This window comes from Sphingobium sp. 15-1, from assembly GCF_013375535.1.
Taxonomy (GTDB): domain Bacteria; phylum Pseudomonadota; class Alphaproteobacteria; order Sphingomonadales; family Sphingomonadaceae; genus Sphingobium; species Sphingobium aromaticivastans.
Genome location: NZ_JABXJG010000003.1, coordinates 294329 through 318618, shown reverse-complemented (window position 1 = coordinate 318618; position 24290 = coordinate 294329). Strand labels below are relative to the sequence as shown.

The following is a 24290-nucleotide window of genomic DNA, read 5'->3' as shown; positions in this document are numbered from 1 at the left end:
GGAGGGGTGCGAAGGGCGACTCAGCCGAACCGCGCTACCATCGCTTTTTTACCTGCATCGACAGGAAGCGGCTAAGCACATCGGCGTTGGCCGGATCATAGGCAAAGCCAAGATTGCGATCGACAAAGGGCGGGTCGCGGTCGAAGAGATTCTGCGCGGTGAGCGCGAGGCTGAGGCCCTTGCGCCAACCCTCTGTCGCTCGCGGCTCGTAGCGCAGTTGCAGGTCGACTCCCGTCCATGAGGAGATTGGCCGCGCCGGCATGCTGATATTGTCAGTATAAGACCCGACATGGTTGACCAAGAGCGTGGCGCCGACATCGCCGCGCGCCCAGTCCAGGGTGCCACGCGCGCGGAAGTCGACCGGATTGCCGAGCGTGCCCACCCGTTCGATCACGGGCGAGGCAGGCGTCAATTGATCCTTATAGTCGATGAGGATCGTGCTGTTGATCGAGAGGTTCAGCCGGTTCGATCCGAGGGTGAGACTCTGGCGCACCAGCAGATCGACGCCCCGCACATCGACCCGCGCGGAATTGACATAACGCCCATCGATGATCGCACGGAAGGATTCAGGCGCGAATGTCGTCGGCACGCTCGACCCCGGCACGGCCAGCAGCGCCAGGACCCGCGCCAGATCGGCGGCATTATGCGCAGGGTCGATCAGGGTCACATAGGGCGCATAGATCGGATTGGTGAGCGCTTGCAGGATATTCTCGGTGACCGGCTGGCCGATCCGGTTGGAGAAGCGGGTCTGAAAATAATTGGCCTCAAAGCCAAAGCCCGGCACCGCCTTGGGCTGAACCTTGAACCCCAGGGAAAGCGACTTCGCCTTTTCCGGTTCCAGATCGCGGTTGCCACCCCGAAGCGACAGGACGGGCAAATTGCCTCCACCAGTCGTCGGGAGCTGGGTATAGGAGACGCGGAAAGGATCGAAGATCTCCGGTAGAGCCGGCGCCCGGAAGGAGGTGCCCCAGCTTCCCCGCAATTGCAGGCCGTCGGTCGGCTCCCAGACCAGCCCGATCTTGGGGTTGGTGGTCGAGCCGAAATCGGAATAGCGCTCATGCCGGACCGCCAACGACAGGTCGAGCCGTTGCAGGCCAGGTCGCGCATTGCCTGAGCCCACGAGCGGAACGGCCAGTTCGCCAAAGACCGCCACGATCGTCCGGTTGGCCTTGGCCGCGACCGGCGCAGGCGGGGTCACGCCAGAGGCAAAGGTCTGGATCGAGCGGCTGAAATCCTCCTCCCGTGCCTGCGTCCCGAAGGCGAGCTTCACCGGGCCGCCTGGCAGATCGAAGATCGTGCCGTCAGCGATCAAACTCCCGTTCAGCAATTCGCTGCGGTAGTGCTGGCGAATGAAGCCGCTGCCGATGAAGTCCGTGATGACGGAGCTATTGCTGCTGCCGTCGCCAAAGGGATTGAAATAGCCATCCCGTGCCGCACTGAAAGGCGTTGCCGGATTATCAGCGGTGAGGCCCAGCGCTTCGTTGAGCGCGGTGCTGTTGAGCAGATGGTCGCTCAACTGGCGGTCGACCTGCCGGGCATGAGACAGATAGGCGTCGACTTGCCAGTCACCGCCCAGCTCCGCTCGGACCCCGGCGGTCACCGAGTGGCTGCGCACCCGTCCGCTGCTGACGATCGGGCCAATGTCCCGACCGAAATCATAAGCAATCGCAACCGACGAACCGCCAGTGGGCGAGACAAACCACGGATTGGAGCGGGTCACGCTCATGATCGTGAGCGAAGGCTGCGATTTCGCATCGAACTTGCGATCCGAATAGCGGCCCTCGACATAGAAGGTCAGGCCATCGGTCAGCTCCTGCTCACCACTCACGAACAGGCTGTGTCGGTCCTGCTTCGAGAGCAGATCGACATGGGCCCGCGGGCTGGAGAGGCTTGCTCCGGGGATGAAGTCGCCGGGAGCAAGGTCCGTCCCGTCCTGCCCATCGGGAATCGCATAGGCCGGGACATAGGTGCGGGTGACCGGGTCCAGCACGACGATCGTGCCCGGCACCGAGAAATATTGGCGATAATCATGCCCGCCCAGCGGCCGCAGGTCCGCCGAGCGCGTATATTTGCGCGCGGAGCCGGGCAAGCGGCCGCGATGCTGATATTCATAAGCAGCGAGGATATGGCCGGTCGACCAGCGCGCGCCCACGACCTGGCCTGCAATAATGTCCTCGCTGCCGCCACGCGTCACCGTTCCCAGCCGCATCCGGCTTTCCGCTCCTTCGAAGTCCTTGCGGAGCAGGATGTTCACCACGCCGCCGATCGCATCCGAACCGTAGAGCGCGGAGGCGCCGTCAGCCAGCACCTCGACCCGCTCGACCGCGACCGCCGGGATGCTTGAGAGATCAGTGAAGTCCCCTTTGCCGCCCGCGCCCGCCGCGCGGCGGCCGTTGACGAGCGTCAGTGTGGCGTCGGAGCCGAGGCCGCGCAGATTGATGCTGGAGCCCAGGCCCGGATTGATACTCACCCGGTCCGAGCCGGTGAGACTGGTGTCCTCATTGGCCATGCCCCCGAAATTCTGCGGTAGCAGCGCCAAAGCCTCAGCGACCGTGCCGGCCCCCGATCGCGCGATGTCTGTCGCCGTCATGTTGATCACCGGAGAGGATGGCGGGGCTGCCGAGCGGATATTGGTGCCGGTGACGGTGACGGTGACCTCCGACGCCGCCATGTCCGGTGCCCGGACCGGCTTTGGTCGCGGTGCGACCAACTGCGGCGCGCGCTGGGTGCGAGCCGGGGTTTGCGTCGAGGCACGGGGTGGCGGCGAAGCCTGCGGCGAGAGTATATAGACATTGCGCCCCTGATGGCTGACCGCAATGGGATAGCCGCCAATCAGCTTGCGCAGTGCCTTGTCAGCATCCATCGATCCCATGACCGCATGCGCGCGGCGCCCTTCGACCAACTGGCTGCGATAAAGCAGCTGCCGTCCCGTCAGCGCCATATAACGCTGCAGAGCCTGGTCGAGCGATCCGGCCGCGATGTCGAAATTTTGCCGGGCTTCCTGCGCGCGCACGATAGGCGCAGCGACGGGAACGGTTGCCAGCGCCCAGGCCGCGCAGGTCAGCAGTCCACTGCGGCAGAATCCGACCGCGCTACGCTTCCCTCGCTTATCTCGATGGACGATCTTGACTTTCATGGTTCCCCTTCCCCTGCTGGTCCGGCGGACTGAGGGGCGGGCTCGCACCTTCCCCTGTCGCCTATCCCTGCAACGCAAGGGATTGGGGGTAACCCTGGCAGACATGTTAAATTTTTATGTCAGGAGCGCGCGGGGTCAAGCACCAGACGGATCGCACCATTGGGTTCAGGCTGGGCGCGCAGGGGATAAAGCGCGATCACCGCACGGATGAAGGCATCGCGATCGCCCACCGCAAATCCACCATTCACATGCTCTTCAGCAAATTCCGGCGCTTCCAGGATGATCGGCGCCTCACAATAGCGATTGACCTCGTCCACAGCGTCGGCGAGCGCACGGCCTTCAAAGAGAAGCCGACCGCTTGTCCAGGATGTGACCGCCTGGATGTTCCCGCGCTCCTTGGGACCAAGCCCGCCCTGTCCCGCCATCATCATGTCACCGGGCAGCAAATGGTCGCTGCATGCGTCCGTGGAGCAATCGGTGGAATCCACCCGCACCTTGCCTTCAATCAGCAGAATCCTGGCGTCGAACTGTTGGCGATCGATTTCGAAGCGTGTGCCGAGCGCGCGCACCGTTGCCGCGCCCGCATCGACATCGAACGGGCGGCTCTTGTCATGCGCGACATCGAACAGCGCGCGGCCACTGATCAGGGTCAGCCGACGGTGGCCATCAGTAAAACGGACGTCGACGGCGCTCGCGCTATCGAGATGAAGGGTCGACCCATCTTCCAGCCGCACAAGCCGCTGCTCACCGATGCCGGTTTCATAATGGACTGAAAGTGGCCAGAGGAAGAAGGCGCCCAGCGCGAGTGCCCCGGCAATGACCCCGCCTGCCAACCACAATAGCGGCCGCCTGCTACGTGTACGCGAGGCCGATTGCTCCAGGGTTTCCCCGACAAGTGTGGCGATATCGGGATCTTTTCCCAGCGCCTGCGCTGAGCGCCAATGCTGGTCGATCCGCTCATACGCGGCCGCATGGCGCGGGTCTTTCTTCCAGGCGAAGAACTCGTGGATCTCGCTCGTGTCCGCTACGGGCGAATTGAAGCGCGCAACCCAGCGGGCCGCCTCTGCCTCTATCTTTTCTTCCTCTTCCCTGCCCATCGTCATCCTCGCCCTCAGTCAGAAAGCCTTTGCGCACAATGTGCCAGTGCCTTGCTCATCCGCCATTCCACGGTCTTGACCGAGATCCCGAGCCGTTTTGCAATATCCGCATTCGTCATGGGCGTGAAGCGCGACAAAAGAAAGACGCTGCGCAGGTCCGGCGGCAATGAAAGGATAGCGTGCTTGAGGCCCAGCAGATATTCCTGGTCGGCGCCGACCGGAATTTCCCAGGACGGATCAGGGTCGTTCGCCGCCACGGGCGCCGGCCGGATCTTGTTCCGCCGCATCTGGTCGCGGGCGAGATTGACGCCGATCCGCAACAGCAGCGCGCGGGGATGGTGCTGCGTCGCTTCCTCGCTGTAGCGCGCCACCCGCATATAGGTGTCCTGCACCAGATCCTCCGCTTCCAGGCCCATGCCCGCAAACCGGCGTTGCAGCCTTCCCAGCAGCCAACCGGCATGACTGCGGTAGAGCCGATCGATCATCCCATCTTGCCGCCTGTCCCCGGACAGCCACGGCTTCTTTCCTCGCTCACCGGTCATGACCCGCGCCTTTCCTCGACATATTGCGGGCGCGCCGCCCCAAAGGGACGGCGGAGGAAAGGCTCCATGCCGGCGCGGCACGCAAGGGCGCGCGCTAATGATCAGACACGACAGTCCTATCGACTGAGCGCGCCCGATCTCGGTACAGGGGTTTCCACGCCCCGCCACCGGCCTCCCGATGGCAGACAGGAAAGTCCCGCATCAGGACTCCGGCTGCAAGTGTTTGGAAAAAGGGGTCGGGTGTTGGAAATCCCTGTTGAGACCCGCTATTTGAACATCGCGCTGAACCGCCCCGGGATTGCCGGAGGCCCTAACTCCTGAGAGGAAGGGTCTACGATGAGCAAGACGACGAACAAGTTTGCACCGGAGGTTCGTGAGCGGGCCGTCCGCATGGTGCTGGACCACGAAGGCGACCATCCGTCCCGCTGGGCGGCGATCATATCCATTGCCGAGAAGATCGGCTGTTCGGGGCACACGCTGCTAGAGTGGGTAAAGAAGGCTGAGGTGAACAGCGGCAAACGTCCTGGCGTTCCCACCGAACTGGCAGACCGTTTGAAGGCGCTGGAGCGCGAGAACCGTGAGCTTCGCCAGGCCAACGAGATTCTGCGCAAGGCGTCGGCATATTTTGCCCAGGCGGAGCTCGACCGCCCGTTCAAGCGATGACTGCCTTCATTGACGAGCATCGGGATGAGTATGGGGTCGAGCCGATCTGCCGGGTTCTGCCGATCGCCCCATCCACCTATCATGAACGTGTGGCATCGCGACGCGATCCCTCGCGCCTGTCACCACGTGTCCAGCGTGATGAGGCCATGAAGCCCGAGGTTCGGCGCGTGTTCGATGCCAACTTCAAGGTCTACGGCGTGCGCAAGGTGTGGCGGCAGATGCAGCGGGAGGGCTTTGATATTGCCCGCTGCACAGTGGAGCGGTTGATGCGTGATTTGGGCCTGCAGGGCGTGATCCGGGGCAAGCCGGTGAAGACGACGATCAGCGACAAGGCGGCTCCGTGTCCGCTCGATCAGGTCAACCGTCAGTTCCATGCGCCGGCACCGAACATGCTGTGGGTGTCGGACTTCACCTATGTCGCGACGTGGTCGGGGTTCGTCTACGTGGCCTTCGTGATCGACGTATACGCCCGCTATATTGTGGGCTGGCGGGTGAGCAGGACGGCCCATGCCAGCTTTGTGCTCGACGCCCTGGAGCAGGCAATCCATGATCGGCGACCAGTTCATCATGGCGGCCTGATCCACCACAGCGACCGCGGCAGCCAATATGTCTCGATCAAGTATACCGAGCGCCTTGCCGAGGCTGGGATCGAGCCATCGGTCGGGAGTGTGGGCGACAGTTATGACAACGCCTTGGCGGAGACCATCAACGGCCTTTACAAGGCCGAGGTGATCCACCGGCGAGGACCGTGGCGATCCTTTGAAGCCGTTGAATACGCCACTCTCGAATGGGTAGACTGGTTCAACAACCGGCGGTTGCTCGCGCCCATTGGCAACATCCCGCCTGCCGAAGCCGAGGAGCGCTACTACGCCATGCTGGACGAAACACCCATGGCCGCATAATTTAAACCAAATGGCCTCCGGCAATCCCGGGGCGGTTCACGCCGCTGCCGACCGACCAGGCCAAAAGCCCGCCGATCCCCCGGCCCATGGGACGCGCGTCCTGTTTCACGGCACCCGACATTGTCTCCATAGCGCAGTGATCGCTTCTGTCTAACTGGAGGTCACCAAAGGCGAAAAAAATATCCACTTTCCGGTGGTTACGAAGAAAATTGCGCGTTTTACGAAAAATTGCTGCCGAGATTCGGCAATTTCTTTCGCAAATCCCGCAGCGAATCTTCGGACGCGAGAAGGGCGTCGCATTTTACGTTTGAACTGATCCGTGAAGAGAACGGGAGCAAACGCTCGTGCTGGCGGGGCTGTCGACGGGCAGAGCCATGCCAGTCCCCGCCCCCGGCCTCTTCGCGAGGTGCATATTTTTCTTGGCTTTTCCGCGCCGAGGAACGACTCTGGGCACCATGAAGACCGCTCTTGATCATCTGCCTCCCCGCAAGCGTGCCGAACTGGACGAGGTTGTCCGCATCCTCTTTGCCGAGTTCGAGGATGCATTGGCCGGGCGCAACGCGCCGCATCGGAAAGCGGGCAAGATCCTCAAGGTGATCCTTTTCGGCTCCTATGCGCGTGGCGGCTGGGTCGAAGATCCTGTCGGTGGTTACTTCTCGGACTATGACATTTTGGTGGTCGTCAACCACGAGGAACTGGCCGATCCGGTCGAATATTGGACGCAGGCCGAAGACCATTTGATGCGGGCGCAGACGATCTCCAAAAAGATCAAAACCCCGGTCAACCCGATCTACCACAGCCTGACCGACGTCAATGCGCAGCTCAAGAAAGGCCGGCCCTTCTTTGTCGATATCGTCCGGGATGGCATCGCTCTCTACGAGGCGCCGGACCATCCGTTTAATCAGCCGAGCAAACTCCCGCTAAACGAGGCGCTAGAGGAAGCGCAAAAGTATTTCGACAAATGGTTTCCCAGTTCAGTGGGATTCTTGAGCATGGCGCGACACGCCATGAGCGAAGGCCATTCGAATGAAGCGGCTTTCGCTCTGCATCAGGCGACCGAAAGGCTGTATCATTGCTTTCTTCTGGTTTTGACGCTTTACTCGCCAAAATCTCACAAGCTGAATTTCCTTCGTTCGCAGTGCGAAGGGCAGGATGCTCGCCTAATTTCAGCTTGGCCTCGTGATACGCGCTTCGCTCAACGCTGTTTCGAACTGCTCCGCAGCGCCTATGTCAATGCGCGTTATTCCGATCATTACAAAATCACCGCGGAAGAACTGGACTGGCTCTGCGAACGCATCAGCCATCTCCAGGTGCTTGTGAAGGAAATCTGCGAGGAACGGCTCGCAGACTAATCGCCGCAATATTTGGCAGGGCGACACGAAGTCCAGCCCTGCCGCTCCCGATCATCACCAGATCCTGATGCGATCCTGAGGGGGCAGATACAGCCTGTCAGTCGGCTTCGCCTGAAACGCTGCGTACCACGCATCGAAGTTTCGCACCGTGGCAGCGCGATATTGCGCGGGAGAATGCGGGTCGGTGACGAGCCGCTGACGAGCAATCGCTTCCCGATATTTCATTCGCCAGACCTGTGCCCAGCCCAGGAAGAAGCGTTGATCGCCCGTCGTGCCATTGATGACCGGGGCCGGCTTTCCACCAAGCGAGGTGTGATAGGCGTCGAGCGCGACGGCCAAGCCAGCGAGATCGCCGATATTCTCGCCGAGAGTGAGGACGCCTTTGACATGGCTGCCTGGGAAAGGCTCATAGTCATCGTACTGCCGGACCAACTGCTGGCTCAATTTCCTGAAAGCGGCGACGTCCGCTTCGGTCCACCATTGGGCGAGCTTGCCGGATTCGTCATATTTGGCGCCCTGATCATCGAAATGATGGCTGAGCTCATGGCCGATGACCGCGCCAATGCCGCCATAATTGATCGCCGGATCGGCATGGGGATCAAAAAAGGGCGGTTGCAGGATCGCCGCGGGGAACACGATCTCGACCTTGCTGAAGCTGGCATAGGCGTTGATCTCCATGGGGGTCATGCCCCATTCCCACCGATAGATCGGCTTGCCGAGCTTTCCGACATTATAGTCGAATGCGAACTGGTTGGCCCGGGCCGCGTTGCCAAAGAGGTCGTCCGGCTTGATCATAAGGCCGGAATAATCACGCCATCTGTCAGGGTAGCCGATCTTCGCCGTGAACGCGGCGAGCTTTGCTTGCGCCCGGAGCTTGGCCGGCTCGCTCATCCACTTCAGACGATCAATGCGCCGGCCCATGGCGGCGATCACATTCTTCACCAACTGGTCCATCGCGGACTTGGTCTGCGGCGGGAAATATTGGGCGACATAGGTCTTGCCAACCTCCTCGCCAAGCGCGCCCTTCATAAAATCGAAGCCCCGTTTCCAGCGCTCTGGCCGGGTCGGAGCACCGGTCAGCACCGTCCCGTAAAATGCGAAATCCTCCGCGCCGATTCGGTCGGGCAGAACATCAGCAAGGGCGTGAAGGCTGCGCACCAACAGTGCATCCTTGAGGACATCGAGCTGCGCATTGCCGATCACCGCTGCCTCGCCAACAATTGCGCTGGGCTGGGCAACGATGAGAGACGTGGCGTCGATCTTGTTCGCCGCGAAGAAGGCGCGATAGTTGAAACCGGGTGCGGTCTTTATCAGTTCGACCAGGGTCATCTTATTGTAGATTTTCTCGACGTCCCGGCTGTCGACGCGCGACCAATGGGTTCTGGCGATCTCGGTTTCCAATCCCAGCAGAGCCTCTGCCCTGCCCCTCGCGTGGGTCTGCCCGGCCAGCGTCAGCATTTTCTCCAGGTACCTGACATAGGCCGTCCTGATCGCAGCCATCTTCTCGGACGGGTCCAGATAATAGTCACGATCCGGGAGCCCCAGACCGCCCTGGCTTAATTTCAGGATATAGCGATCGGGGTCCTTGTCATCCTGGCTGATGTAGATGCGGAAAGGTCCGGCAACTCCGGCGCGGCTTGCCTGAGCGGCGACCCTAGCATAGCTCTCCCTGTTTTTGATCGCCGCGATTTCCATGAGCCAGGGCTGGATCGGCGTCATCCCCTTTTCTTCGACGGCAGAGCTGGCCATGAAACTTGCGTACGCAGCGCCGATCTTGGTTGATGAATCTTTCGCGGCGGCTTCCAGAATGGCGCGGGTTCGCTCCCGCGACAGATCTTCCAGTATCGCGAACGCCCCGTAGCTGGATCGATCGGCAGGAACGTCTGTGGTCGCCGCCCAATGTCCGTTCGCATAGAGGTAGAAATCATCTCCCGGCCGTGCTTGTGGGTCCATGCCCTCGCCGTCGAAGCCGAACGCACCATAGGCCGGTCTGTTTGAAACTCCCTGTGCCTGCATCGGCCCAGGCGCCGCTGCCGAAAGTGCAAATGGAAGCGCGACCATCGTCACGCGACGTTTGTTCAGTACCATACGAGAATTCCCCTCTGCGAATGTGAGAGGACATTCCACGCGTTATATCGTGATGGCTCTCAGGGGCGAGCCGCCAGTCAAAAATTAGCCCGCTCGATCACACAACGCGGCATGCCTCAGCGATATGAACGAATTTATGGCACTCCCACCCTGGCGACCGCCGGCAAGCCATCAGATGATTGGCGCTTGAATGGTTCGAACGGTCAATTTTGCGCCCAGGCTGCTTGCCACCGTGCGAATTCAGACGGGCGCACCTGATAACGGGCAAAATTGCCTTCATGCAGGCCCAACAACTCCGTTTCCGCCACCTCGACAAACTGTTCCTGGTCTTCGGTCGGTATCTGATTGCTCACGAAGGACGTGAGATGCGTGCGCGCCGCCGGTCTGCCGCTCGCCTCACGAATGATATTCCGGATGATCTGGCGCAAAGTGTCGCGGTAGCGTAATCGGAATGGGTCAGGGTCGCCAAGGGACTGACGAACCGCTGCATAACGTGCGGCCGAGCGTTCATAGGCCCAGAGATAGACATCGCGTAACAGCGCAATATCGGTGCGTTCATAAACGCCCAGCGTTGCCGTGATGTATAGATCACCCGGCACATCGGTGAATGATAGTGGAGCAAGGTTAGCCCTGATCATCGGGATATTCGCGGCCAGACGCGAAACACGCTTGTTCACGTCATCAAAAGGCTGAAGATATGGCAGCTGCACCATGAAGAAGAACGATTGTTCGAACGGGTCGTTGATCGCTTCAGCCGTGGCCAGGAGCTGATCAAAGCATTCTTCGATCATCCCGGGCACTTCGAGCGGATGAAAGGTCGAGCCATCAATGCCAACAACGATATGCCGCAATCGCCCGACTGCAACGGGATCGGTCAACAGGTTGTTCGCAAGGAGCGCATGCAGGTTGAGAATGGTGTAGCGATTGAACCCGATATCGTCGGCCGCCGCGACCAGGAATTCAATGGCGTCCTTGTGATTGAGGATCATCTGGGCTTCGCGTTGGCCGTGGCCAGCAGCAGCCTCGCCAAAATCGAGCAGTCGCCGTGTGTCCAGCAGTGAATAGGTGTTTCCTTCGAGCCGGCTCGAATTCCACGCGAGGTCAATCAGCAGCCTGCTGAGGATCTGCTTGGCATAAGTACCTGCCGGAGCCGCCTCGACGCGCGGCTTTCCGAGACTTGCCAAATGCGCACGCTGCTCTTCCGTCAGATAGAATGTTTCGTTCGGGCGGTAACCGTCAAGGAAGGCACGAGCATATCCAACCGGTTTTCTTGCGGCCACGGGCTGGCGCACATAGGCCAGGAGCGCCTCTCCTTCTGGCGATAGCGGAACAATGTCGGTGATGACTGGTTCGGTGACGCTGCTGTGTTCCACAACATGATAGCGAGCCGTGCGCCCTTCGCCGCTCAAGCGCAATCGGCCGGTATCGACTAATGTCCGAAGGCGATATTGAAGGGTGCGGCGGGCGCCGGGCGTGGCAAGCGCTTGTGCGATCTGTGCAACCGAAGCTCCGCCGTCACGGCGCGCGACAATCGCCAGAATTTCATTGAGATCCGCCTCGGGTATCGGCCGCGCCATAATCACTCCTTAGTTGCGCGAAAACCTGAACCGCGCAACTAAACAAGTCAATGCGCAATTATTCCCCGTTTCGCGCAACTAAACTCATTTTTGCCGCAGATTCTTGCGCGAACCTCAACGCGCAAAATGCAGCATCAGTGAATTCGAACTTCACAGATAATCGAACGCGCCTTCCGCCACTCGAACGACCGCATCGATCCGGCCTTTTCGCAGCCACTCGATCGGCTCGACATCGCCCGTGTGCCGGTTCCCCCCGCGATGACCTGGTCGCAGGTCTGCGGACGCTGACATTTGAGCGTCGCTTATTGATCGCTTATAACATGGACGGGAAGGTCGTCACCATTCAGCGCGTCATCAACGCGTTTCGCGACCTGGCACCGATTCTTCAAAACTCCTGAAATGTGCAGCGGTCATCGCCGCGAGACATCCCCCGTGGCGCTGCATTCGGAATTGGCGCATGGTTACCGCTTCTGCCGTCGACCCTTTCCGGTCGTACAACGGCAACTTTTCGCTCCCAAGTGCGGACCGGCAGCTTCTGGATTCTGTCGCTACAATGTGGATCGGTGCCGAAGCGGGACCCCGTCGAATTTCATCCACACCTTTGTATTGCAACAAGAAATATCCAGAGGTGGGGTCCTGATAGGCGCCGATTGGGACCCCGCCAGTATTCCTAATTCCGGAGTTTTTTCAGATAGTTGCGCCGACTGGAGCTGGGGTTCAGCTTCGACGCCGATCCACAAATATCGACCCATTCCAGCTACTCAAATGCGATTTGTTTTTCTTCAAAGCGGCCGTTAATATGAGCACGAAAACAGGGAACCTGTCATCCAAGTCAGAAACGCGACCGCGTGGCAAAGCCGATCTTCCCAAATCCGGTCACGTATTCCAGAAGCCGCTTTTTCGCCCGTGTCGAGCCTTGAGCGATGCTACATAGGCTTCATGATCCTCGTGATCGTCAAATACATCAATCTTCCTGGCGAGGTGTTCGCATGTCTGAAGATGCCGTGCGGCGTGGGGATATCGCTTATATCTGGCCTTATCGAGCGCAAAGCCGATCATTGCGCGTAAGAGCAGCGTTGCCGCCAACGGATGACGTTGCTCCAACGCCTCTGCCGCCGGCGAGAGAAGCCAATAATGGTCCCCATCCAGTTCTTGATGGCGTGTAAGGATCAATTCGGCCGCCTGGCCAAGGGCAGGCCATTCGATCAGAAAGGACAGCGCCTGGTGAAAATCGGGAAACTGACGAGCATAGTCCAGCGCCCGGCGTTCCGCCTCCACATCGTCAAAATCCGGCAAGCGCTTGATAAAGGCCTTGAGATAATCTGAATGCAGGCTCTGCTCAAAGACCTGCCATCGTTCGCGTTGGGCATCTTCGAGCATGGCTGAGGCCTCCAGAGCGTCTATCCTGACCCTTTGCCAATCGGGCCAGCGACCACCGCCGCGATTTTGGGGGCTGGCTCGCTTCAGTGCAGCCAACGCCTCTGCCGGACGACCGGCGGCTAACAGGCGCTCGGCGATCCTTGCGGCGATTGCCGGATTGGCACGTTCCTCCTCAGAATGAAGCGAGGCATAGCCATCAACATCACCCAATGCGTCGGCAATTTCGGCAAGCGCGCTTTGCACCAGTAGGGCGTGGCGCTGCGAAGCATAATCATCCTGGAAGATGGGACCGCGTGAACTAATGCCTATGATCTTGCGATCATCCTCGGTTGGCGTGGTTGGCGGCTCGGAACCCAGCGTTTCAAACTTTGCCTTCAGAATCGCCAGCCCGTCGGAGCCCAACGCCGGTGCGACCAGAGGGATCAGTCCATCGAACTGGCCGTAATCGTTCGAACGCACGCCGTCATAGACACGATCCGCTAGCCAAGCAGCATCATGCCCGGTCTGGCTAGCCACGGTACCCATATCGTCTAGAGCCTGTCCCATGACGCTGCCGATGGTGCCGTTGCTATCGTCGCATCTCTCATAGATCGATGACGCCATATCCAGCAGCCGCCACAACAGTTCGAAGGCTTCCATCGGTTGGGTTGGCGCAACATGGGCAATGATCGCCGACCGTTGCGTATCCAAATCCCGAGCGAGCGGCTTAACCTTCTGCCAATCCACAAATGATCTCGATCTAGCGATCGAGATAAGACGCTTGCGAATTTCCGCCGCGACGTCGGCACCGCCGCCTTGGCTGGCGAGTTCAAGCCGCAAGCGCCGCTTCATTGCCGCGTCGCCCTCTGCCAAGTCGATAAGCAACTCAGCCAGCCTAGCGGCACCCAATGCCGCAAGATTCTCCACATTCAGGGTCTTGGAAGAAGCCATGGCGTTTCTTCGCGGAGGTGCCCGGTTCGGTCAATGGGGGATGCGCTACCTAGCGACCGTCGACCCTTCTTTGCCGTACAGGGACCCATTTTCGATCTCCAGATCCGGAAGGGCAGCTATCCAGTCCACGCACCTCAAAGCTGGCCGATTCCGGTCAGTCTCCTTTAAGATGCAAACGGTGGATAGCTGCCTTTCAACCACTGCGGATTGCGAAAAGAATCTTCAACGATCGCAGGAAAAGCGGGATGCTTAACGCTGCCGCGGATAGTCGCTTGGCAGGGGTTGCACGCCCGGCCAGCGGACGGGCGTGTCAGACAGCAGAGACTGCCCCACCTGCGACCAAGGCGCGATATGAATGGTTCGCATATTGCGGCTGGCGACACGCCAACCGTCCTCAGTGCGGCGATACTCGTCCTGGTACCGCACGGCCCCAAAAAGAGTCTCTTCCCCAAGGACGAGTTCCAGATGAACTCCAACCAAACCTTGGACATGATCATCGTCAATGAAGGTATAGAGTCCATAATGAGGCGTATGTACGGTTAACCCCATATGACTTCGCGAAACCCGGATGAACTCAACAATCGTGTCCCGTCCAGTGGCAGCCACTTTACCGGAGGTCGCAAAAATCGCTTCCCGGGAGAAGATATCTCCAATCCCAGCATAATCATCGTTGTCGCAGGCTAGGAAATAGCGGACGTTGAGATCGTCCAGCGCGGCCCGATCCTCCAGCCGTCGGATACGCAGTTCCAGATCGCTCATCATCGTCTCCTGTCTATCGCGGCGCCATGCGGATCGCTCCGTCCAGCCTAATCGTCTCGCCATTCAGCATCGGATTGGTCACGATGCTTTCGACAAGTTGCGCATATTCTGCCGGCTTGCCTAGCCGGCTTGGATGCGGAACTTGCTGTCCCAGCGAATCCTGTGCGGGTTGAGGCAGGCCCATCAGCATAGGCGTGAGGAAGATGCCGGGTGCAATAGTGACCACCCGTATCCTGTGCTGGGCAAGGTCGCGCGCCACCGGCAGCGTCATTCCGACAACCCCGCCCTTAGACGCCGCGTAGGCGACCTGTCCGATCTGGCCATCATAGGCGGCGACGCTCGCCGTGTTAACGATGATGCCGCGCTCTTCGCCAATCGGATCGGCAGAAATCAGTGCGACCGCAAATTTGGAGATCATGTTGAAGGTACCGACCAGATTGATCTCGATAGCCTTGCGGAAGGTATCCAGTGGATGGGGCGCACCATCCTTGCCGACCGTCCTGATCGCCGGGGCGATGCCGGCACAGTTCACCAGCAACCGGGGGACGCCCAGTTCGGACCGCACGCTGGCGATGGCATTGGCGACGCCCTGATCATCGGCCACGCTCACGCTATGGAAGGACGCTCCAATGGCCTCCGCATGCGCGCGGCCTGCCGCTTCGTTGAGATCGAAAATGGCGACCTTGGCGCCCCGCTCCGCCAGCCGTGCGGCCGTCGCGCCGCCAAGCCCCGACGCGCCGCCCGTGACGATGGCCGTAATGCCGTGAATATCCATTTTGCCCCTTTTGTCCTTAATATGCCTCGACAATCGTCGCATTGGCGATGCCGCCGCCCTCGCACATGGTCTGGAGCCCCCATTTCCTGCCGCGAGCGCGCAAGGCATGAACCAGGGTCGCCATCAGCTTGGTTCCCGTCGCGCCGAGCGGATGGCCCAGCGCAATCGCTCCGCCGTTCACGTTCATTTTCGCAGGATCCGCGCCGATACCCGCCAGCCAGGCCATGGGAATGGACGCGAACGCTTCATTGACTTCGAACAGATCGATGTCCGCGAGCGACAACCCTGCCCGCTCCAGCACCTTGCGCGTCGCCGGGATGGGTTCCTCCAGCATGACGACGGGGTCGCCCGCTGTCACCGCCATGGCGTGGATGCGGGCGATTGGCGTCAGGCCGTGGCGGCGCAGCGCGCTTTCATTGACGATCAAAGCCGCCGAGGAGCCGTCGGTCATTTGGCTCGCATTCGCCGCCGTAACCGTTCCGCCCTCCAGGATCGGCGCGACGGCAGCCATCGCCTCCAGCGAAGCGTCCTCGCGTATTCCTTCGTCGCGATCGCACGACAGGTTTTGTCCGTCCGGCAGGTCGATGCTCAGCGGGACGATTTCATGCTCGAAGGCACCCGACGCACGTGCCTGCGCCGCCTTTCTGTGGCTCTCCAGCGCGAAGCGATCCATTGCATCCCTGTCGAGGCCATATTTGTCCGCGATCCTCTGCGCGCCGATGAACTGGCTGAAGGCCTTTACCCCATAGCGCTGCTGGATCCGCTCGCTCAGGGGACCGACGCCCAGTCCCGCTTCGGCCGGCAGACGAAAGGGCGAGCCCATCGGCACGCGGGTCATATGTTCGACCCCACCCGCGATCACCACGTCCTGCGTTCCGGACATGACAGCCTGCGCGGCGAAATGCAGCGCTTGCTGCGAAGACCCGCATTGGCGATCGATCGTCACTGCCGGCACCGACTGAGGCAGTTTGGACGCCAGCACGACATGACGGGCGAGATGGTTGGATTGTTCGCCAATCTGACTGACGCACCCGAAGATGAGATCATCCACTGTCTGCGGAGCGATCCCCGTTCGGGCCAGAAGGGCGTCCACACTGGCGGCGCCCAGATCGGCGGGATGTAGCGACGCGAACATGCCCTTGCGCCGTCCTCCGGCTGTACGCACGACATCGACGATATAGGCGGGTTCAGCCAATGCACTTCACTCCTTGTTGCGCGTGAGGCGACGCTTGCAAAAAGCTCCCATAGCCACCTTGGCAGAAGAGGAGCGGAGGCGCGTCCGATACGATTTCCAGCGAGCGGACCAACCCAAGAGCCAGCTCATGATCGCCTGCGTCGGTAATGTCGTGCATGTCGCATTCAATCCGGGCGACGACATCATGCAACAAGGGAATGCCCTTGTCGGACAGGCTGTGCGCGGTGCCGGAAAATTTGTCCGGGTCTTTCGACGCGAGCTTCCGGCACACATGCTCCTGCGTCGCCGCCAGCATGTTCACGCAGAAATGGCTGCTCGAGCGCAACTTGGCCCAGCTACTGGACGCTTTGTCGGGGAAGAAGCCGACCAGCGGCGGCGAGAGCGACACCGATGTGAAGGACCCCACGACCATGGCGATCGGCACACCATCCTCACCGATGGCCGTGATGACGCACACGCCGGTGGGATATTGGCCCAGCACCTGCCGATAGAGCTTGGGATCGACTGTTTGACTATCTGACATGATGCCTTCTCACGCTGTGATAATGCCGGTGCGGCAGGGCATGTCCCTGCCCTGCCGCATACAGCTCAGCGGCCGGTCCAGACGGGCTTGCGCCTCTCGCCCGCGGCGACCTCGCCCTCGCGCTTGTCGGCGCTTTCGGCATATTGCTCGATTTCCTCGAAGCGGGTCATCAACGCCACCTCGAGCGGATGGCCGAGGCGACCAAGTGCCGCCGCCTTTGCCGCCTGGTTGGCCAGTGGCGAGGCAGCCGTGATCTTGCCCGCCCATTTCTGCGCCGCGGCGGCGAGATCAGCATAGGGCACGACTTCGTTCACCAGGCCGAAACGCTCGGCGACGTCCGCCTTGATCCGTTCCCCGGTCAGGATCATCGCCATGGCGATATGATGGGGCAACTGGCGCACCGCACGATGAACGACGCCACATTCGCCGATGATGCCGACCTTGGTTTCCGGCAGGCCGAATTGCGCCGTGTCCGCCGCCACGATGATGTCGGCACACATGGCCAGCTCAAAGCCGCCGCCGACGCAGAAGCCCTGCACCGCGGCGATCAACGGCTTCCTGAGCTGCACCCAGGGACCGCCGATGCCGGTCAGCCCGCCGCCGAGCGCCATGCGCGTCTTGCGCTCCGCACCACCCGATACGTCGGCGCCGATGCAGAAGCCCTTCTCCCCTTCGGCCGAGAGGATCGCACACCAGATATCCGGGTCTTCGTTGATCGTCGTCCAGGCGTCGAGCAGGAGATCGTCCATCTCCTGCGTGATGGCATTCAGTCCCTGCGGCCGGTTGAGATGAACGTGGGCGACATTGCCCTCGCGCGAAAATTCGACGTCTGCCATTATTGCTCCTCGGTGATGGTCAGCGGTGTCGTTGGCGGCACCTTATACTCCTGGATCACGGCCTTGAGGCCGCGTTCCTTGATGCGGGCGCGTACCTCCAGCACGGCGGGCGCCAGATGGAGCAGCGAGTCCATCTCCGCGATGCCGGACAGAGCCTGGCGGAAACCCGCCGCCTCCGCCGCGCGATTGATCGACAGCTTCTTGATGCGCAGCACTTCTGGCGGGATCAAGGCGATCCGTTCGGCAAGGCTGCGCACCGAGGGGACGAGGTCCGCCAGCGGCACGCAATGATTGGCCCAGCCCCATTCCACCGCCGTCGGCCCGTCGATCCAGTTCCCGGGCACGAAGGCGAGTTCCTTGGCCCGCTTCGCGCCGACCAGGCTGACCCAGGTCGGCGCGACATAGCCGCCGCCGATCGGAATGGTCGGCTCACCGATGCGGGCATCGTCAGCGACGATGGTGATGTCGGTGAAGACGCACATCTGCGCCGCCACGCCCAGGCAATAGCCATGCACGGCGGCGATCACCGGCTTGGGATGGTCCCACATCGCCAGCCAGCGCTCGACATTGCGGTGCAGGCGGTCGCGGTCGGATATGATGTCTGGCGGCCCGCTGTCATCGCCGCCATAATTGCCCAGATCCATGCCGGCACAGAAACCCCGCCCTTCCGCCCGGATCGCGATGACCGGCGCGCCCTCGCCCTTCAGCCGTTCGAGCGCGTCGGAAAATTCGTCGAGCAGTTGCGGCGACAGGGCATTGGCGGCATCCGGCCGGTTCAGCACGATCCAACTGACCGACGCCTCATGCTCCAACCTGATGGTCTGGTAATCGGTCATGGCACTAGGCCGCCCGGCCGATCGGATTGGACGCTCGCACATGATAGTCGGTGGTCATCGTCGTGCGCAGTTCGCGGCGCTTGAACTTCCATTGGCCGTCGACCTTCACGACGCGGTCGAAATACTGGCCATAGAGGATGCCGTCCGGGCGTTCCTTCACATAGCGGTGGATCGCCAGCACGATCGAGCGGACGTCCGCTTCGGTCGGGCTGATGAAATCGACCGTGATGTTGCTATTGTGATGGCTCGTGCCGCTGAAGAAGGCGCCGATGCCTTCGAGCGTCTTCTTATAGGCTTCCATGCCGGTCGCGCCGAAATTGGGCGCGTAGCTGACCTCGCAATCCTCCACGAACAGCGCCGCCAGTTGATCGGGATGGTTCATGTCCAGATGGTAGGAATAGTCGAACATCATGCGTTCGATGGCCTGCTGTTCCACGACCTTGCTTACGTCATCCATATTCCAACCCCATGTAAAGCGTGGGGCCGGGCCTGCGCCCGGCGCCCGGATTTCTTAGAATTTATAGTTGAGTTCGAGCCCGTACATGCGCGGCAGGCCCGGCAGGACGGAATTGATCGCGTTGACCGCGCCCAGCGCGAAGCCGCCGACATTATATTTCCTGTCGGTCAGGTTCTTCACATAGGCCGCGACGCCAAGGCCGGTGCCCGAGAAATTCGCCCATTCGGCGCGCAGATCGACCAGCGTGTACCCCTTGATGTCGGTGCCCGGCAAAATCGTGTTGGCCGCGTTCGAGTAGAAGAATCTGCTCTGGCGGTAGACATCCCCGCGCAGCGATACGGTGCCGGCGTCGCCCAGCTCATGTTCCACCTTGGCAAAGGCCGATCCGGTCCATTTTGGCGTGTCGCCATAGGGGCCGAACAGCACGACGGTGTTGCCAACCGTCGCCGTATTCCGCGTGTAGCGCGCATCGGTATAGGCGAGCGTCGCACCGATCTGGAGCCAGTCGGTGGGACGGATGGAGGCATCGGCCTCGACACCGGAGACGCGGGCGCGCTCCACATTGCCGCTGACCGCCGCCACGCCCAGATAGATCGCCCGGATCACGTTCTTGATATATTGATCGTAGACGGCAATGTTGAAGGTCGTCCGCATGCCGCCCAGATCGCCATTATATTTGGCGCCCACCTCAAAATCATAGGTGGTTTCAGGCTTGAACGAGTTGGGAATGATATTGCCATTGGCGTCGGCGCTGACGGCCGTGCCATTGAAGCCGCCAGTGCGCCACGAGCCGCGATGGACGGCATAGAGCATCAGTTCGGGCGTGACCTTATAGTCCAGAGAGACCTGCCAGCTCGGCTTGCTCGCCTTCAGCGTGCCGCCGGTGACGCCCAGGCTGGTGTTGAAGTCGTCATAATAGGGGTCGTAACTGCCCGCGACGCGATCGGCGGGTTTGTAGATCGACTTTTCCCAAGTGTAGCGACCACCTGCCGTGACGTTCAGGGCGTCGGTCAGCGCATAGGTGATCTGGGCATAGGCGCCCTTCGATACCGTGCGGTTGGTATATTCACGCAGGAAGAAGCCCAGATTGTCGCCCAGCGCTGGACTATAATCGGGTGCAAAGGCCAAGGGCAGCCGCTGATAGTCCTTACCTTTGAAATAATAGAGACCGGCAATATATTTGAGTCGGCCAGCTTTACCAGACAGTTGCAATTCGTCCGACAATTGGCGCTGGACATAGGTATAGCCTTCGATCGTGGGACCGCCGACATTGGGATTGCCCGGATTGTTCGGACCAGTGCCCCCGCCGAAGCCGATGTTCAGCGGCTCGAACGGCGTTCCGTCGACATCGGTATTGTCGCGCGAGCGGCTATGGTTGAACCCGAAGACATTCTTGATCTGGATACCGCTGTCGAATTCATAGGTCGTCGTATTGGTGACCATGTGCTGGCGGGCGCGATGCCGGCCGGTCTGGTTGTTGAAAATATCGTAGAAGCCGTAATTCTTCTGCGCGTCGATGAAGCTGGGAAGGCCGGAGAAGCCGAATTGCGCAAACGCCGCGCCGCCATCCAGCGACGACGCAATGCCGTCAGGATAGAGGGTCGCGGAAGGCAGGCCGTAATTGAGATTGTTGGAAACGGGCTGGCCATTGACATAATTGTTCAGCGGATTGCCGGCCGCACCCGTGCTGCCGTTGACGCCATAATAGTTGGTCGCACGCAGACCGGCGCTGACGCCGCCGGAGAAATTATACTGATAGACGGTCGTGTTGGTGAAGCCGCCGGTCTTGATCCGGATGGTCGGGCGAATGCTGAAATTGTCGACCGAGGCGTTACGCGTGCCCAGCAGCAGATTGTGCTGATAGCCGTCGCGCTTCTGATATTGCATGGCGAGGCGTCCAGCGACAACCTCGCCCGGAATGTTGATCGCGCCTTCCGCCAGCTTGTTGTCGTAATTGCCGTAGCTCAGGCGCAGATAGCCGCCGAAATCATCCTCGGGCTTCTGGGTTTCGTAGAGCACCGCGCCACCCGTGGCATTGCGGCCGAACAGCGTGCCCTGCGGCCCTTTCAGAACCTGGATCGACTGAAGATCGAAAAAGGCGCTCGACGATGTCGACTGCGCGTTGAATTCGTTGACATAGTTCAACACCGCCGGTGCTGCGAAGGAGAAGGCATCGACCGACTGACCACGCAGCGAATAGCTGATCTGGTTCGAAGAATTGGTCTGGCGGATGGTGAGGCCCGGTGTGGCGGACTGGAGGTCGGCGTCGCTCAGGATGCGGCGCTCGGCTAATTGCTCACCGCTCAGCGCGGCGACCGAAACCGGGACATCGGACAGACGTTCCGAAGTACGACGCGCCGTCACGACGATATCGTCCAGGCTGGTTCTCGCAACCCCCTCCTGGGGCGCCTCTTCCTGCGCATTTGCCTTTACCGACCAGAGCGATCCGCCGATGAATGTGCTTGCCAGTAACAGTGAAACCGCGTGGATGCGGCGCATTCCAATTGCCCTCATGATATCCTCCTCCTTCTTGCAACCGAGACTCAGAATGGCCTCTTGTCAACGCATGAGTTGACATACGAAATATGGAGTGTCAACACATAAGTTGACGATAAATGGAGAGGAGATTGTCGTTGTTTCGTGAAGATGGTCTGGAAGCCCTGCTGGATGCGCTCAATGCGCCCGAAGGCGATTCATTGTCCGCCCAGGAGCGCGCCTTTGTGTCGCTGGGACTGGCCACCTCCCTACCCTGCCTCAACCAGATGGACATAGAGGCTGCGGTCAAGGGCGCCTTCCGCACGGGCGCCTCTCCGACGCAGGTGCAGGAGATCGTCTCTCTTGTCTCCGGACTCGGCGTTCACTCCCTGATGGTCAGCTCTGCCATCATCGTGAAGCAGGCCGAGCTTGCGGGACATGGTCTGGAGAAGGTCTTGACGCCAGAGCAACAGACCATCTGGGACGCCCGTGTCGGCGACGATCCGTTCTGGCTGGCGATGGAGGCGGAATTGCCCGGCTTCCTTCGCTCGATGCTGCTGCTGTCCACAGACCAGTTCGAAGCCTTCTTCGACTATTGCAGCGTTCCCTGGAAAAGCCGCACGGTTCGCGCAAAGGTCAAGGAACTGGTCGCGCTGGCGACCGATGCGATGCCGACCCACATCTTCATGCCGGGCCTGCGGTTGCACCTGAAGAATGCCGTCACATTGGGTGCCGGCAGGAAGGCGATCAGGGAATGCGTGGCACTGGCTCAGGCGACACCGGCCCATGCCGGCGTCGCCTGAGCGCCCCCCACCTCAATCGGCGGCGCGCATCCCGCGCCAGGCGAGCGTCCCGCCGTCGATCACATAGGATGCGCCATTGATGAATGAGCTGTCCTCGGACGCCAGGAAACAGGCCAGCTTCGCAATTTCCTCGACCTTGCCCAGACGCGGGATGAGGTGCGCGCCGGTCAGCACCGACATGATCGCATCCTTATCGGGCGCCGCCTCATAATATTTTTGCAGCATGGGCGTGTCGATGGCGCCGGGGCAATAGCAGTTGCAGCGGATGCCATAGGGCGCGAGATCCACTGCCGTCGCCTTGGTCAGCAGCAGAACCCCGCCCTTGGTCGCGCAATAGGCCCCTGCCTGCGGATAGGATACGAACGAGCCCGTCGAGGCGACATTGACGATGGCGGGGCCAAGCTTGGACTGTTTGAGATAGGGCGCGGCATAGCGGGTCGTCAGCCAGAGCGCCTTGAGGTTGATCTCATAGACGATGTCCCAAATCTCTTCGGGCAGCTCCTCGATCGAGGTCTTCTCGGTCAGGTCCGTCTCATGCACCGCCGCATTATTGTGCAGCACGTCGATCCCGCCGAAGCGCTCCGCCGTGAAGCCCATCAGCGCCTTGATCTCGTCGCCCTTGCGTAGGTTGCAGACGAACATGTCCGCGTCGCCGCCCGCAGCGACGATGCTGTCCACCGTCTCGCGCGCCGATGCCTCGTTGACGTCGGTGACCATCACCCGCCCGCCCTGCGCCGCCATCTCGATTGCGCAGGCGCGGCCCATGCCGCTGCCACTGCCGGTGACGATGCAGACCTTTCCGTCCAGCCGATTGCCCAAATCTCTTCTCCTGTCTTGCTGATCGTTGCCTTGCAGACCGCCTATCGCGCCGATGCGCGGCATTCCGGATCGATGACCGCCTTGATGACGTCGCCCTTGTGCACTGCATCCAGCGCGGCGGACGCATCCTCGATCGCAAACCGATGGCTGACCAGCGCGGCGAGTGGCACCCTGTCCTGCAGCCGCGCGGCCAGATGCATGGCCTCATAATAATGTTTGGGTTTGGGGAAGGTCGCGCCCGCGAGGGTCAGATTCTTGGTCGTCAGGTCGCGCGGCGAAATAGGCTGCGTGCCGATCGCCCCCCACAGGCCCAATATGACGTAGCGCGCATGGATTCCGGCCAGATCGACGCCTTCGGGGAAGGCCGGCAACACACCCGCCGCCTCGACCACCAGCGAAGGCCCGGCCGGACCAGTAAGATCATAGATATTGCGACGCCTTTCCTCCGCGCTGTCGCGCAGGGAAATGGTGGCCGTCGCGCCCAGCGACCGGGCCACGTCCAGCCGCTTGTCAAACCCGTCGATGACGATCACTTCACGCGCACCCGCCTGTGCTGCGACCAGCACGGCGGACAGGCCGACCGGCCCTGCCCCCTGCACCACGACGGCCTCGCCCATCTTCACCGGCCCGCAGCGATCGAATCCGCGCAGTACGGTCGGCAGGGCGCAGCCGAGCGCCGCAATCGCCAGCGGGTCCGCCCCGTCGGGCAGACGGAAGAAGGCCAGGCCATTGGGCAGCCAGGCATAATCGGCGTAGCTGCCCCAGTTCGGCTTTTCCGCATGCTCGAAAAATTGCGAATTCTCGCAGGGCGTCTCATCGATCACATTGCAGCTATAGCAGCGATTGCAGATGGAAATGGGCGACCAGTAGACGAGGTCGCCGGGCTTGACCGGCACGCCGGCATAATCCGTCTCAACCCCGCCCAGCTTCTCGATCCGGCCGATCCCTTCATGCCCCAGGATGATCGGAAAAGGCATGATCCCGGCTTCGCCCGTGGTAATATGGACGTCGCTGCCGCATACCCCGCCCAGGACGATGCGCACCAGCGCACCACCCGGTTCCGGATCGACCACGGGGACGTCCCAGGTTTCCAGTCTGTTGGGTTCGACCAACACGGTCGCGCGGCCCGTCGCCATGCCTTCTCT

The 24290-nt window shown here is 61.0% G+C and carries 20 protein-coding genes and 1 other annotated feature; of the genes, 3 read left to right on the top strand and 17 right to left on the bottom strand.

Translation table 11 applies throughout. The features are described from left to right. Nucleotides 1–34 precede the first annotated feature (34 nt). The 3 genes from HUK72_RS24465 to HUK72_RS24455 form a co-directional block, all read right to left on the bottom strand. Nucleotides 35–3136, bottom strand: coding sequence for a TonB-dependent receptor (locus HUK72_RS24465; protein WP_176599126.1), 3102 nt, complete (start codon nt 3134–3136; stop codon nt 35–37). A 119-nt stretch (nt 3137–3255) separates the two neighbouring features. Further along, nucleotides 3256–4239: a FecR domain-containing protein gene (locus HUK72_RS24460; RefSeq protein ID WP_176599125.1), complete on the bottom strand. Its 984-nt coding sequence runs from the start codon at nt 4237–4239 to the stop codon at nt 3256–3258. 8 nt (nt 4240–4247) lie between these two features. Next, a complete protein-coding gene (locus HUK72_RS24455; protein WP_255326046.1) occupies nt 4248–4718 on the bottom strand; it encodes an RNA polymerase sigma factor in 471 nt (156 codons plus the stop codon). Between the two features lie 393 nt (nt 4719–5111). Between HUK72_RS24455 and HUK72_RS24450 the strand changes: the two genes are divergently transcribed. Next, a protein-coding gene (locus tag HUK72_RS24450; protein WP_169576924.1) for an IS3 family transposase occupies nt 5112–6340 on the top strand; the annotation gives its coding sequence in 2 pieces (ribosomal slippage) (nt 5112–5400 and nt 5400–6340; 1230 coding nt in all). Further along, nucleotides 5393–5509 (top strand) — a sequence feature (AL1L pseudoknot). It overlaps the preceding gene by 117 nt. 455 nt (nt 6341–6795) lie before the next feature. After that, nucleotides 6796–7692: a HEPN domain-containing protein gene (locus HUK72_RS24445; protein ID WP_176599123.1), complete on the top strand. Its 897-nt coding sequence runs from the start codon at nt 6796–6798 to the stop codon at nt 7690–7692. A 54-nt stretch (nt 7693–7746) separates the two neighbouring features. Here the strand turns inward: HUK72_RS24445 and HUK72_RS24440 are convergent, their stop codons facing one another. From HUK72_RS24440 to HUK72_RS24385, 12 genes are all read right to left on the bottom strand, one after another. After that, nucleotides 7747–9708 (bottom strand): M13 family metallopeptidase, encoded by a 1962-nt coding sequence (locus tag HUK72_RS24440; protein ID WP_369806057.1) that lies wholly within the window; start codon nt 9706–9708, stop codon nt 7747–7749. A gap of 275 nt (nt 9709–9983) precedes the next feature. Next, on the bottom strand, nt 9984–11357 hold the full coding sequence (locus HUK72_RS24435) for a Fic family protein (RefSeq protein WP_176599122.1): 1374 nt from the start codon (nt 11355–11357) through the stop codon (nt 9984–9986). Between the two features lie 150 nt (nt 11358–11507). Then, on the bottom strand, nt 11508–11648 hold the full coding sequence (locus HUK72_RS24430; protein WP_176593162.1) for a hypothetical protein: 141 nt from the start codon (nt 11646–11648) through the stop codon (nt 11508–11510). Nucleotides 11649–12233: 585 nt separating this feature from the next. Further along, a complete protein-coding gene (locus tag HUK72_RS24425) occupies nt 12234–13667 on the bottom strand; it encodes a DUF6880 family protein (protein WP_176599121.1) in 1434 nt (477 codons plus the stop codon). 249 nt (nt 13668–13916) lie between these two features. Next, a complete protein-coding gene (locus HUK72_RS24420) occupies nt 13917–14426 on the bottom strand; it encodes a nuclear transport factor 2 family protein (protein WP_176599120.1) in 510 nt (169 codons plus the stop codon). A gap of 13 nt (nt 14427–14439) precedes the next feature. After that, a complete protein-coding gene (locus tag HUK72_RS24415) occupies nt 14440–15201 on the bottom strand; it encodes an SDR family NAD(P)-dependent oxidoreductase (protein WP_176590694.1) in 762 nt (253 codons plus the stop codon). A 16-nt stretch (nt 15202–15217) separates the two neighbouring features. Continuing rightward, complete coding sequence (locus HUK72_RS24410; protein ID WP_176590693.1) at nt 15218–16396, bottom strand: acetyl-CoA C-acetyltransferase; 1179 nt, start codon at nt 16394–16396, stop codon at nt 15218–15220. Further along, nucleotides 16389–16919 carry a flavin reductase family protein gene (locus tag HUK72_RS24405; RefSeq protein WP_176590692.1) on the bottom strand — a complete coding sequence of 177 codons (531 nt, stop codon included), beginning with the start codon at nt 16917–16919 and terminating at the stop codon, nt 16389–16391. The genes HUK72_RS24410 and HUK72_RS24405 overlap by 8 nt, the downstream gene beginning before the upstream one ends. A 65-nt stretch (nt 16920–16984) precedes the next feature. Further along, on the bottom strand, nt 16985–17755 hold the full coding sequence (locus HUK72_RS24400; protein WP_176590691.1) for an enoyl-CoA hydratase-related protein: 771 nt from the start codon (nt 17753–17755) through the stop codon (nt 16985–16987). Then, nucleotides 17755–18591, bottom strand: coding sequence for an enoyl-CoA hydratase/isomerase family protein (locus HUK72_RS24395; protein WP_176590690.1), 837 nt, complete (start codon nt 18589–18591; stop codon nt 17755–17757). Before HUK72_RS24395 ends, HUK72_RS24400 begins: the two co-directional genes overlap by 1 nt. Nucleotides 18592–18595: 4 nt before the next feature. Beyond that, a complete protein-coding gene (locus tag HUK72_RS24390; RefSeq protein WP_176590689.1) occupies nt 18596–19048 on the bottom strand; it encodes a nuclear transport factor 2 family protein in 453 nt (150 codons plus the stop codon). A gap of 54 nt (nt 19049–19102) precedes the next feature. Then, a complete protein-coding gene (locus HUK72_RS24385; RefSeq protein WP_176599119.1) occupies nt 19103–21562 on the bottom strand; it encodes a TonB-dependent receptor in 2460 nt (819 codons plus the stop codon). 119 nt (nt 21563–21681) lie between these two features. Between HUK72_RS24385 and HUK72_RS24380 the strand changes: the two genes are divergently transcribed. Continuing rightward, the gene (locus HUK72_RS24380; RefSeq protein ID WP_255325995.1) at nt 21682–22326 is read left to right on the top strand and encodes a carboxymuconolactone decarboxylase family protein; all 645 of its coding nucleotides are present in this window, start codon (nt 21682–21684) and stop codon (nt 22324–22326) included. Between the two features lie 12 nt (nt 22327–22338). Here HUK72_RS24380 and HUK72_RS24375 read toward each other — a convergent pair whose 3' ends face one another. Continuing rightward, nucleotides 22339–23145, bottom strand: a complete 807-nt coding sequence (locus HUK72_RS24375; protein ID WP_176590686.1) for an SDR family NAD(P)-dependent oxidoreductase — start codon at nt 23143–23145, stop codon at nt 22339–22341. A 41-nt stretch (nt 23146–23186) separates the two neighbouring features. Next, nucleotides 23187–24281, bottom strand: coding sequence for a zinc-binding dehydrogenase (locus HUK72_RS24370; RefSeq protein WP_176599118.1), 1095 nt, complete (start codon nt 24279–24281; stop codon nt 23187–23189). Nucleotides 24282–24290: the final 9 nt, after the last annotated feature.